Source organism: Caulobacter sp. FV1ye13L (assembly GCF_058681155.1).
Genome location: NZ_CM178732.1, coordinates 1,665,907 through 1,678,201, shown reverse-complemented (window position 1 = coordinate 1,678,201; position 12,295 = coordinate 1,665,907). Strand labels below are relative to the sequence as shown.

General features: G+C 69.2%; 9 protein-coding genes. 6 read left to right on the top strand and 3 right to left on the bottom strand.

Annotated features, from left to right (window positions below; genetic code table 11):
* Nucleotides 1–8 precede the first annotated feature (8 nt).
* Nucleotides 9–2,171 carry a primosomal protein N' gene (locus ACW176_RS07920; RefSeq protein ID WP_492111534.1) on the bottom strand — a complete coding sequence of 721 codons (2,163 nt, stop codon included), beginning with the start codon at nt 2,169–2,171 and terminating at the stop codon, nt 9–11.
* Between the two features lie 136 nt (nt 2,172–2,307).
* On the opposite strand from ACW176_RS07920, the gene ACW176_RS07915 reads away from it, so the two are divergent.
* From ACW176_RS07915 to ACW176_RS07895, 5 genes are all read left to right on the top strand, one after another.
* The gene (locus ACW176_RS07915) at nt 2,308–2,985 is read left to right on the top strand and encodes a DUF484 family protein (RefSeq protein ID WP_419252968.1); all 678 of its coding nucleotides are present in this window, start codon (nt 2,308–2,310) and stop codon (nt 2,983–2,985) included.
* 8 nt (nt 2,986–2,993) lie between these two features.
* Nucleotides 2,994–3,926 (top strand): tyrosine recombinase XerC, encoded by a 933-nt coding sequence (locus ACW176_RS07910; protein ID WP_492111893.1) that lies wholly within the window; start codon nt 2,994–2,996, stop codon nt 3,924–3,926.
* 136 nt (nt 3,927–4,062) lie between these two features.
* Nucleotides 4,063–6,030: a methyl-accepting chemotaxis protein gene (locus ACW176_RS07905; RefSeq protein ID WP_492111533.1), complete on the top strand. Its 1,968-nt coding sequence runs from the start codon at nt 4,063–4,065 to the stop codon at nt 6,028–6,030.
* Nucleotides 6,031–6,255: 225 nt separating this feature from the next.
* A complete protein-coding gene (locus ACW176_RS07900) occupies nt 6,256–6,630 on the top strand; it encodes a BlaI/MecI/CopY family transcriptional regulator (protein ID WP_492111532.1) in 375 nt (124 codons plus the stop codon).
* Nucleotides 6,627–8,213, top strand: a complete 1,587-nt coding sequence (locus ACW176_RS07895) for a M56 family metallopeptidase (protein WP_492111531.1) — start codon at nt 6,627–6,629, stop codon at nt 8,211–8,213. Before ACW176_RS07900 ends, ACW176_RS07895 begins: the two co-directional genes overlap by 4 nt.
* Before the next feature lie 174 nt (nt 8,214–8,387).
* Here ACW176_RS07895 and lpdA read toward each other — a convergent pair whose 3' ends face one another.
* On the bottom strand, nt 8,388–9,788 hold the full coding sequence (lpdA, locus tag ACW176_RS07890; protein WP_492111530.1) for a dihydrolipoyl dehydrogenase: 1,401 nt from the start codon (nt 9,786–9,788) through the stop codon (nt 8,388–8,390).
* 307 nt (nt 9,789–10,095) lie between these two features.
* Here lpdA and ACW176_RS07885 point away from each other — a divergent pair, with 307 nt between their 5' ends.
* Nucleotides 10,096–10,929: an alpha/beta hydrolase gene (locus ACW176_RS07885; RefSeq protein ID WP_492111529.1), complete on the top strand. Its 834-nt coding sequence runs from the start codon at nt 10,096–10,098 to the stop codon at nt 10,927–10,929.
* 59 nt (nt 10,930–10,988) lie between these two features.
* On the opposite strand, the gene odhB is transcribed toward ACW176_RS07885, so the two are convergent.
* Nucleotides 10,989–12,206, bottom strand: a complete 1,218-nt coding sequence (gene odhB / locus ACW176_RS07880) for a 2-oxoglutarate dehydrogenase complex dihydrolipoyllysine-residue succinyltransferase (RefSeq protein ID WP_492111528.1) — start codon at nt 12,204–12,206, stop codon at nt 10,989–10,991.
* Nucleotides 12,207–12,295: the final 89 nt, after the last annotated feature.

Below are 12,295 nucleotides of genomic sequence, written 5' to 3'. Positions count from 1 at the left end.
ATCAATAGTTAAAGAAAGCTGTAGGGGTCGATATCGACCACCACCCGCACCGAGTTCGGGATCCTGGCCCGCGCCCGCCAGGCCGACATGAAGCCCTGCAGGTCCACGCTGCGATCGGCCCGCACCAGGAAGCGCTTGCGCCGCCGTCCGCGCACCAGGGTCAGGGGCGCGTCGGCGGGGCCAAATACCTCCACGCCTTCGGCATTGGGGATCACCGCCGCCAGGGCCTCGACATAGGCGTCCAGGGCCGCGCCGTCGGGGCCCGAGGCGATCACCGCCGCCAGCCGTCCGAACGGCGGCAGGCCCGCCTCTTCGCGCATCCGCAGTTCGGCCTCGACAAAGGCGTCGCGATCCTGGGCCTTCAGGGCCTGCAGCACGGCGTGGTCGGGGGTGTAGGTCTGCAGCATGGCCCGCCCCGGCTTTTCGTGGCGCCCTGCCCGGCCGGCCGCCTGGGCCAGCAACTGGAAGGTCCGCTCGCCGGCCCGCAAATCGCCGCCGCGCAGGGACAGGTCGGCGTCGACCACGCCCACCAGGGTGAGGTTGGGGAAGTTGTGGCCCTTGGCGGCGGCCTGGGTGGCCACGAGGATGTCGATCTCGCCCGCCGCCATGCTGTCGACCAGGGCCCGCGCCCCGGCCGCATCCATCACCGTGTCGGACGAGAACACCGCGATCCGCGCGGTCGGGAACAGGAAGCGCGCCTCCTCCTCCACCCGCTCGACGCCGGGGCCGATCGAGACCAGGCTATCCTTGGCCCCGCAGGCCGGGCAGGCCTCAGGCTTCTTCATCGAGAAGCCGGTCAGGTGGCAGACCAGACGTCCAGTATAGCGGTGCTCGACCAGCCAGCTGTCGGTGTCGGGCGATTTCATCTTCTCGCCGCACGACTTGCACAAAACGAGCGGCGCATAGCCCCGGCGGTTGAGGAACAGCATCGACTGCTCGCCGCGCGCCAGGGTCACGGTCATGGCCTTGATCAGCGGCGGCGACAGCCAGCGGCCCGCCTCGGGCGGGGTCTCGCGCAGGTCGATCAGGCTGATGTCGGGCAGCTGCGCCGCCCCGTGCCGGGCGCTCAGCCGCAGCCAGCGGTAGCGACCGCTCTGGGCGTTGAACAGGCTCTCCAGCGAGGGCGTGGCCGAGGCCAGAACCACCAGAGCGCCCTCGATCTTGGCGCGGGCCACGGCCAGGTCGCGGGCCTGATAGATGAAGCCCTCTTCCTGCTTGAACGAGCTGTCATGCTCTTCGTCGACCACGATCAGGCGCAGCTTGCGGAACGGCAGGAACAGGGCCGAGCGGGCGCCGACCACGATCCGCGCCTGACCGCTGGCCACGCCCTCCCAGACGCGCCGCCGTTTGGGCGGGGCGACGCCGGAATGCCACTCGGCCGCAGCCGCCCCGAACCGCGCCTCGAAGCGGCTCATCACCGCCTGGGTCAGGGCGATCTCGGGCAGCAGGATCAGGACCTGGCTTTCGGGATCCTCGGCCAGGGCGGCGGCGACCGCCTCCAGATAGACCTCGGTCTTGCCCGAGCCGGTGACGCCGTCCAGCAGCGCCGCCTGGAAGCCGCCCTGCCCCAGCATCTCGCCCAGCACATCGGCGCAGGCCTGCTGGCTGGCGTTCAGCGACTGAGGCGGCAGCGACAGGTCGGGAGCGGGGAAGCTCTTGTCAGCCTCGACATAGTCGACGGCCAGCGCGCCTTCATCGACGAGTCCTTTCACGACACCGGCCGAGACCCCCGCCAGATTGGCCAGGGCCGCGCCCGACATCGGCCCGCCTTGGGCCGCCGCCAGCACCTTGAGCCGGGCCGGCGTCATGCGGACGGGCTGCGAGCCGGTGAGCACCAGCACCTTGTCGGGCTTGGGCGGAGGATGGCGCAGGCCGCGCAGGGCCATGGCCAGCGGCCAGCCCGGAACATCGACCGAATAGCGCGCCGCCCAGTCGATAAAGGTCAGCACTCCGGGCGGCAGGGACGGATCGTCGAGCTTTTCAAGAACCGGTTTCAGCGGCCGGTTGCCACCGGTCCCGTCGCGCAGGGCGGTGACCACGCCGCGAATCACGCGGGGCCCCAGGGGCACGGTCACATGGTCGCCGATCGCCAGGCCCAGCCCCTCGGGCTCGGCATAGTCGAACGCCTCCGGCAGCGGCATGGGCAGAAGGACGGAAGCGATGCGCGGCATGGAAAACAGCTTCTGCCGTGAAAGTCCCTCCGGGTCGAGATCAAGCATCGTCACGGGCCGCAAGCCGGCGTTAACCGATATGGGGTTTGATGCCTCGTCTCTGAGTGGATTTGCCGTGGGGCGGAGAAGACCGACGATGAGCGACGCGACCCAAGCCTTGATGAAGCCCGTCGATCCCGAGGTCGTCCGCGCCTTCCTGCGCGATGAGCCCGACTTCCTGCGCGACGACAGCGGCCTGCTGGGCGAGCTGGGCCTGCGGGTCGACGGCGGCAATATCATCGACTTTGGCCCCGCCGCCCTGGCCCGCGCCTCCGCCGCCCACAAACGCGAAGCCGTGGTCCGCCGCGAGATCGAGGACACCGCCCGCGCCAATTTCTCGGCCCAGGCCCAGACCCACGCCGCGGTCATCGACCTGCTGGACGCCCGCAACCATTCCGACCTGGCGCGCCGCGTCGACGAAATGGCCAATCTGCGCTTTTCCCTGACCACCGGCGTCATCGCCCTAGAAGGTCCGGGCCGGGTTCCGGCCGGCTGGCACGCCCTGATCGAGGGTCAGATCGACATGCTGATGGGCGACCACGCCGTGGCGCGCATGGGCTTCTATGCTCCGGCCCTGGGTCTGTTCGGCGACAAGCTGGATCACATCCGCAGCATGGCCATGGTCCGCATGGCCCTGTGGGAGCCTTCGCGCCAGGGCATCCTCGCGTTCGGCTCGTCCGACCCCGAGGCCTTCACCCCTGACATGGGCTCCGAGCTGGTGGCCTTCCTGGCCCGGGTGGTCGAGCGCACCGCCGAGCGCTGGCCCGTTCTGTGACCTCACCTGTGACGAGCGGCCGCCAGGCCCTCGTCGCCTGGCACGACCATCTGGAGCACGAGCGCCGCGCCTCGCCGCGCACCGTGCGGGCCTATGGCGATAACGTCCTGGCCTATCTGAACTTCCTGGAGCGCCATCGCGGCGAGACCGTGACCCTGACCGCCCTGGGCGCGATCACCGCGGCCGAGCTGCGCGCCTATCTGGCCTTCCGCCGCAGCGGCGAGGACGCCCTGGCCCCGCGCTCGCTGTCCCAAAGCCTGTCGTCGATCCGCGCCTTCCACCGCTTCCTCGACCAGCGGCTGGACACGCCCAACCCCCAGATCGCGCTGGTGCGCGGCCCGCGCCTGAAGGTTGGCCTGCCGCGCCCTGTCACCGAAGACCAGGCCTATGGCCTGATCCATGAGATCGGGTCCGTATCTGGCGATGGGCCCGACCGCGACGACTGGGAAGTGGCCCGCGACGAGGCGATGCTGACCCTGCTTTGGGGTTGCGGTCTGCGCATCTCCGAGGGGCTGTCCCTGCTGCGTCGCAACGCGCCCCTGGGCGAAGCCCTGCGCATCACCGGCAAGGGTGGCAAGACCCGGATCGTGCCGGTGCTGGACGCCGTGCGCGAGGCGATCAACGTCTATCTCGCCGCCCTGCCCTTCGTGCTGTCGCCAGACGAGCCGCTGTTTCGCGCCAAGCGTGGCGGCCCGCTGTCGCCCCGCCATGTCCAGGCTTCGGTGCAGATCCTGCGCGGCCGCTTGGGGCTGTCTGACCGGGTGACGCCACACGCCCTGCGCCACGCCTTCGCGACCCACCTGCTGGGGGCCGGCGCAGACCTGCGCTCGATCCAGGAACTGCTGGGCCATGCCTCGCTGTCGACCACCCAGCGCTATACCCAGGTCGACGCCGCCGGCCTGATGGCCGCCTATGCCAAGGCCCATCCTCATTATGAGTAGAGATCTGGGGCATCTTGTCGCGATGATCACCGCAGATTCCGGGAATTAACCGCGTTTTTACTGCCCGCGCGCCTTCTGGTCTCAAGAACCGACGCCTGTCTTCCGATTGGCGGGCGTTGCGGACATGGGGCTAGCGATGAAATTCGACGATCTGAAGATTTCGACCAAGGTGGCCATGCCGGCCGTGGTTCTGACCGTGGTGGCCCTGGCCATCGTCGGCATGGGCGCCTGGCAGGCCAAACAGGCCGAAGTGGCCACCAGGGTTCTCGTCGAACAGCGCGCGCCGGCCGAGCTGGAAGCCTCGCGCTTCAACCGGCGGATCATGACGATCGGCTATGCGGCCTATCGCACCGTGTCCAACACCGGGAGCTCTCCGGAAGCCGCCGAGGCCAGCGCCGAACTGGATGCGGCCTACAAGGAAGCCAAGGAGCGCCTCGCAGAGGTCAAGAAAGCCGACCCCAGCGCCGCCAAGACCTTGGCCGATTTCGGCGTGCGTCTGGAAAAGATCTATTCCAGCGCCCGTCAGGGCGCCGACCTGGCCATGATGGACGCCGATGAAGCCGCGATCATGGTCATGGCCGTGATCGATCCCGACATCGCCGCGCTTAACAAGGATGTCAGCAACTTTACCAACAAGCATTCCGACGAGACCAAGGTGATGGTCGCCAAGGCCGAAAAAGAAGCCACCACCGGCACCATCATCAGTGTGCTGTTCGGCGTGATCTCGGCTGGCCTCGCCCTGCTGTTCGCCATCTGGATCGGCCGCTCCAAGATCTCCGCGCCGCTGAACAACCTGTCCAAGACCATGGAAACCCTGGCCCTGGGTTCGGTTGACGTCGACGTGGTCGGCGCCCAGCGCAAGGACGAGGTCGGCGCCATGGCCCGCTCGGTCCAGGTGTTCAAGGACAACGCCCTGGCCCTGCGCACCGCCGAAGCCAACCAGCAGCGCCTGTCGGCCGAGACCGACGCCGAACGCCGCCGCAACCAGGAAGCCGCCGACGCGGCCGCCCGCGAGCAGGCCTTCGTGATGGAAAACCTCGCCACGGGCCTGAACAAGCTGGCTGAAGGCGACCTGACCTACCGCGTCGATCAGGAGTTCCCGGACGCCTACAAGCGCCTGCAGTCCGACTTCAACGAGTCGATCTCGCAGATGGAAGAGGCGATGCGCACCATCGTCCACGCCGCCAGCAGCATCGGCGCCGGCGCCGACGAGATCGCCTCGGCGTCCGACGACCTGTCGCGCCGCAGCGAGCAGCAGGCCGCCAGCCTGGAAGAAACCGCCGCCGCCCTGGACGAGATCACCGCCACGGTGAAGCGTTCGTCGGCCGGCGCCGTCGAAGCCTCACGGGTTGTCGGCTCGACCCGCGCCGACGCCGAACGCTCCAGCGTCGTGGTCCGCAGCGCTGTCGACGCCATGAACCAGATCGAGAAGTCCTCGCAGTCGATCAGCCAGATCATCGGCGTCATCGACGAGATCGCCTTCCAGACCAACCTGCTGGCCCTGAACGCCGGCGTTGAGGCGGCTCGCGCCGGTGAAGCCGGCCGTGGCTTCGCGGTCGTCGCCCAGGAAGTTCGGGCTCTCGCCCAGCGCTCCGCCGACGCCGCCAAGGAAATCAAGACCCTGATCTCGACCTCGACCCAGCAAGTGGGTCAGGGCGTGTCGATGGTGGGCCAGACCGGCGAGGCCCTGCAGGCCATCGTCGCCAAGGTCAGCGAAATCGACGCCCTGGTCAGCGAGATCGCCGCCGGCGGCGCCGAGCAGGCCACCGGCCTCAACGAGGTCAACGCCGCCGTCAATCAGATGGACCAGACTGTCCAGCAGAACGCGGCCATGGTCGAGCAGTCCACCGCCGCCAGCCACTCGCTGAAGGGCGAGGCCGGCAACCTGATGCAGATGATCTCGCGCTTCCAGGTCAGCGGATCCAACACCTCGACGGCGCGCGCCCCCGCCCGCCGTCCGGCCGCCCCGGCCACGCGTCCCACCCTGCAGCCGGCCTCTTCGGCCAGCCGCCCGGGCGCCAATCCGGTCCGCGCCGCCCAGGCCAAGCTGGCCGCCTTCGCCGGTTCGGCCAAGCCGGCCGCCGAGGAGTGGGAAGAGTTTTAGTAGCGTAGCGTAAAGCGCCCCAGCCCCCCCCTCTTGGGGCGTTCCTCCCCTGAAGAACTCGAGGCCCCGCCGGGAACTGGCGGGGCCTTTTTTCTGGCCCCGAGGCGAGGCCGGCAGGCGGGCGCTCAGGTTACCGCGATTTCATCCGCACCACCGTCACGACGGCTGGCCTCTCTACACCTGTAGCGCTACACATGTAGTGACGCCAAAGTCGTGGAGGCCGCCATGATCGAATCCCTGCCCCGCCGCGAACGCGAGGTCTTCGAGACCCTCTGCCGCCTGGAGACCAGCACGGCCGCCGGGGTGCGCGGGGCGCTGTCCGACCCACTGAGCGATTCGGCCGTCCGCACCATGCTCTCGCGCCTGGAGGCCAAGGGTCTGGTCGAACGGTCCAGCGGACCCGGCGGCTTCGTGTTCAGCCCTGTCCAGCAGACCGAGGCCGTCGCCGCCGGCGCCCTGCGGCGCATGATCGACACCTTCTTCGCCGGCTCGGCCGCCAGCGCCGCCACCGCCTTGCTGGGCCTGGGCCAGCGGCTGACCCCCGAAGAAGCCGCCGCCCTGGAACAAGTGATCGACCGGGCCGTGGAGCCCCGCTCATGACGGCGGGCCTGCTCCTGTCGCTGCTGATCAAGTCCAGCCTTGTCGCCGGCGCCGGCCTGGCCTGCGCCCGCTTCCTGGCCCAGCGCCCCGTCGACCGGGTGGACATCCTGCGCGCCACGGTCTGCCTGCTACTGGCCCTGCCGGTTATCATGAACGTCCTGCCGGTCATGAATCTGGCGCTGTTGCCGCCGGCGTCGCCGGACATGCCTTCCCCGATCCTGCCGGTCCTGACCGGCGAGGCGGCCGCGCCCGTGCTGTCGTGGCCGCCCTCCATCGAGGTGATCGGCGGCCTGTGGCTGCTGGGCGTCGTCGCCGTGGCCGGCCGACTGCAGCTGGGCCTGCTGACCCTTCACCGCTGGACGCGCCAGGGCCGCCCGGTGACCTGCCCGGCATGGTCGGCGCCGCTGGAACACCTGCCGCCGGTCGACCGGCCCCGCCTGGTGTCCAGCGCGCGGCTGACCAGCCCGCTCAGCTGGGGCGTGGCGCCCGGCTTTATCCTGATCGATCCGGGCAGCCTGGCCGAGCGCCACGCCGCCCCCGCCATCCTGGCCCACGAGATGGCCCATCTGCGGCGCCATGACTGGATCTTCCTGGTGCTCTCCCGCCTTGCCCTGGCCCTGTTCTGGTTCAATCCGCTGGTCTGGCGTCTGCACGCGGTGCTCGCCGATCGGTCGGAAGAGGCCGCTGACGCCGCCGCGCTGCAGACCGTCGACCGCACCCTCTACGCCAGGGCCCTGGTCCGACTGGCCGCCTATCCACCCCCTCACCGAAGCGCGCCTCGCGCCGCGACCGCCATGGCCGCCGACGCTCGCACGCTGAAGACAAGGATCGCCTGCATCATGACCGACACGCCGGCTCGCCGCCGCCCGCTGACCATCGCCCTGACCATCGCCGCCCTGGCCGTGGTGGCAACGCCGCTGGCCGCGCTTGGCCTGAGCCGCCAGAACCCGCCCGCGCCGGCTGAAGCGCCGACTGCGACAATCGCCCCGCCGCCGGCCCCGCCTGCGCCGCCCGAGCCGCCCGAGCCGCCGCCGCCCCCGCCGGAGCTGCCGCCGCCGCCGCCGCCGCCGCCTCCCCCAGAGTTGCCGCCGCCGCCGCCGCCGCCCCCCCCGCCGACAGAGAGGCAGATCGCCGCCGAGTCGCGTCGCGCGGCCGCAGACGCCCGCGCCGTTGCGGCCGAGGTCCGGGGCCGGGCCGCGGAAGCCCGCCACCTGGCCGATAGCGCCCGCGTCGCCGGCGAGGAGGCCCGTGTCCGCGCCGATCAGGCCAGGATCATAAGGGAGCAGGTCCGCATGGTCGGCGAACGCGCCCGCCTTGAGGTGGCCACGCACATGATCGAGGCCCGCGTCCAGATGGCCCAGGGCGCCGAACAGATCCGCAAGGGCGCCCGGGATCTGCGCGCCGAGGCGGTACGCCTGCGCGATCCCGCCTATCGCGCCCGGCAGATCACCGAGAACCGCGCGCGGGGGAATGTGGTCACCGACGCCGAGTTGCGCGCCGTGGCGGCGCAAATGCCCGCCCAGGCCGACGAGATGGAGCGGGAGGCCGAAAAACTGGCGCGCGAGTCCCGCAAGACGAGCTGAGCGCGCGGAACACCAGACCCAAACCCTTCAGGCCCTGCCGGACAACCGGCGGGGTCTTTTCTTTGGGAGGCTATCGGACGGGGCAGACAGAAACATGGCGGGGCTCCGTTGCCGAAACCCCGCCACTCCTCGTCCGATTGTTCGAACGTCGTTATAAAATTTCAGACAGGCCGATCAGGCCTGCATGGTCCAGCCTTCGACGCCCATGGCCGCCTGACGCAGGGCTTCCGAACGGGTGGGGTGCGGGTGGCAGGTGCGGGCCACGTCTTCCGACGCGCCGCCAAACTCCATGGCCACGCAGTATTCGCCGATCATGTCGCCGACATTGGGGCCCACCATGTGGACGCCAAGGATGCGGTCGGTCGCGGCGTCGGCCAGAACCTTCACCTGGCCTTCGCCCTCGTGATTGATCTTGGCGCGGCTGTTGGCGGTGAAGGGGAACTTGCCGACCTTGTAGGCGATGCCCGCGGCCTTCAGTTCTTCCTCGGTCTTGCCCACCGTGGCCACCTCCGGCTTGGTGTAGATGACGCCAGGGATCAGGCCGTAGTTCACGTGGCCGGCCTTGCCCGCGATCAGCTCGATACAGGCCACGCCCTCGTCCTCGGCCTTGTGGGCCAGCATCGGACCCGAGGTCACGTCGCCGATCACCCACACGCCCGGAGCCGTGGTCTTGAAGTGGTCATTGGCGATCACGCCGCGCTTGTCAGGAACCACGCCCACCGTATCGAGGCCAAGGCCTTCCGTGTACGGACGACGGCCGATAGCGACCAGCACATAGTCGGCCGACAGGGTCTGGGCCGCGCCGCCGGCGACCGGCTCGACGGTCAGCTCGACGCCCTTGGCCGAAGCCTTGGCGCCGGTGACCTTGGCGCCCAGCTGGAACTTGAAGCCCTGCTTGGTCAGGCTGCGCTGGAACACCTTGGCGGTGTCGTCGTCCAGGCCCGGACAGATGCGGTCCAGATATTCGACCACGGTGACCTCGGCGCCCAGGCGGCGCCACACCGAGCCGAGCTCCAGGCCGATGACGCCGGCGCCGATGACGATCAGGCTCTTGGGCACTTCGGCCAGCGACAGGGCGCCGGTCGAGTCGACGATGCGCGTGTTGTCGACGGTGACGCCCGGCAGCGGCGTGGGCTCCGAGCCCGTGGCGATGACGATGTTCTTGGTCTCGAGCGTGGTTTCCGAACCATCCTCGGCCTTCACGACCACCTTGCCGGGCCCGGCGATGCGGCCCCAGCCCTTGATGTAGTCGACCTTGTTCTTCTTCATCAGGAACTCGACGCCCTTGGTCAGGGCTTCGACGCTCTCGGCCTTCTGGGCCATCATCTGGGGCAGGTTCAGCTTGGGCTTCACCTCGATGCCCAGCTTGGCGAACTCGCCATTGGTGGCCGAGTCATAAAGTTCCGACGCGTGCAGCAGGGCCTTGGAGGGCATGCAGCCGACGTTCAGGCAGGTGCCGCCCAGCTTGCCGCGACCTTCGATGATGGCGACCTTGAGGCCCAGCTGACCGGCGCGGATCGCGCCATTATAGCCGCCGGGACCGCCCCCGATGATGACGACGTCGTACTGAGCCATGGGTCTTTGCCTTCAGGACGCGCCGGGAGCGGCGCCGGACACAATATGGGGCCTCGCCGGCCGCACTGTCAGACCTTTGGAGGCGGAAGTTCCTTAGAGCGCGAACGGTTAAAACGAAACCCGCTTTCGACGCTTCGCAAGCTGAAAGAGACGCGAAATCCGGCCTTTGGGCGTCATGACCCTGACCGCTTGCCCCAGCGTGACCGCCAGGCGTGCGTCCTCCGTCTGCGGAGGAGGCGCGTCGCGCGCCCGGACGGGCTCAGGGATCCCCTTTCTTCGCCCTGCAACGCGCCTTAGCGTGACGCCCATGCTTCGCCCCCTCGCCCTCGCCCTGACCCTGCTGGCCGCTGCCCCGGCCCTGGCCCAGACCGCGCCCGCCGAAGGCCGTCCGATCATCATCGGCCAGTCCCTGACCCTGGACTCGATGGTCCTGAAGGATACGCGGCGGATCAATGTCCACCTGCCGGCCAGCTATGCCGACAGCCCCGCCAAGACCTATCCGGTGCTGTATCTGCTGGACGGCGGCGAGCAGGAGGACTTCCCCCACATCGCGGGCCTGGCCCAGCTGGGCGAGCTGTCGTGGACCTATCGCGAGATGATCGTGGTCGGGATCGAGGGCGTCGATCGGCGGCGCGACCTGACCCACCCCACCACGGTCGCCAAGGAGCGCAGCGACTTCCCGAGCAACGGCGGCTCGGCGGCCTATCGTCAGTTCCTGAGCCAAGAGCTGAAGCCGTGGATCGCGGCCCGCTATCGCACCAGCGGCGAAACCGCCCTGATCGGCGAATCCCTGGCTGGCCTGTTCGTGGTCGAGACCTTCCTGAAACAGCCGGCGCTGTTCGACGCCTATATCGCCGCCAGCCCCAGCCTGTGGTGGGACGACCAGAGCCTGGCGCGCGGCGCGGCTGCCGACCTGGCGCGATGGCCGGCCGGAGAGCGCAAGCTGTACCTGACCATCGCCGACGAGGGCTCAACCATGCAGGCGGGTGTCGACAGGGTGGTGGCGGCGCTGAACGCCGCGCCGCCAGCCGGGCTGACTTGGCGATATGACCCGATGCCCCGATTGCAGCACAGCACGATCTACCACCCGGCGGCGCTGGAGGCGTTCAAAACGGTGTGGCCGGGGCCGAGGCCTGACTGACCGCCAACGAAAAAGGGGCCGCTTTCGCGGCCCCTTCAACGTCCGACGATGCGTCGGGACTACAGTTCCAGCAGCAGGCGCTGCGGATCTTCCAGCGCTTCCTTGACCTTGACCAGGAAGGTCACGGCGCCTTGGCCGTCGACCACGCGGTGGTCGTAGCTGAGGGCCAGGTACATCATCGGGCGGATCTCGATCTTGCCGTTCACGACCATGGCGCGGTCCTTGATCGCGTGCATGCCCAGAATGCCCGACTGCGGCGCGTTCAGGATCGGCGTCGACATCAGCGAGCCATAGATGCCGCCGTTGGTGATCGTGAAGGTGCCGCCCTGCATGTCGTCGATCGACAGCTGGCCGTCGCGGGCCTTCTTGCCCAGGGCGCCGATGGCCTTTTCGATCTCGGCCAGGTTCATGGCGTCGGCGTCACGGACGACCGGAACCACCAGGCCCTTTTCGGTGCCGACGGCGACGCCGATGTCATAGTGGTTCTTGTAGACGATGTCGGTCCCGTCGATCTCGGCATTGACGTCCGGCACGGCCTTGAGGGCGGCGACGACGGCCTTGGTGAAGAACGACATGAAGCCCAGCTTCACGCCGTGCTTCTTTTCGAAAATGTCCTTGTACTGACCGCGCAGAGCCATCACCGCGCTCATGTCGACCTCGTTGAAGGTCGTCAACATGGCGGCGTTGTTCTGGGCTTCCTTCAGGCGACGGGCGATCGTCTGACGCAGGCGCGTCATCTTCACGCGCTCTTCGCGCTCATGGAGCGGACGCGGAGCCGACGGCGCAGCGGCCGGGGCCGGGGCCGAAGCGCGGGCTTCCAGGGCGGCCAGGGCGTCGCCCTTGGTGACGCGGCCGTCCTTGCCCGTGCCGGCGACGGTCGACAGGTCAAGATTGTTCTCGGCGGCAATGCGGGCCGGGGCCGGGCTGACCGGCGCAGCAGCGGCCGGGGCCGGCGCTGCGGCGGCGACCGGAGCCGGCGCAGGAGCCGGGGCGACGGCCTTCGGGGCGGGAGCTGCAGCCGCCGGGGCGGCCGAGACGGTCGCGCCTTCGGTCACGATGCCCAGGACCGTACCCGGAACAACGGTCGCGCCCTCTTCGGCGCCGATCGCGGTCAGCACGCCGTCGGAGGGCGAAGCAACTTCCAGGCTGACCTTGTCGGTCTCAAGCTCGATGAGGATCTCGTCCTTCTTGACCGCCTCGCCGACCTTCTTGGTCCAGCGCGCGACCGTCGCTTCGGTGACGGATTCGCCGAGGGCGGGGGTCATGATGTCGGCCATGGGGGTTCCGATGTCTCTCGTTTGTGCCGGTCTAGTGTAGCGGGGCAGGTGGAAACGGCCCCGCCGCGAAGGCGGGGCCTTATCGATAA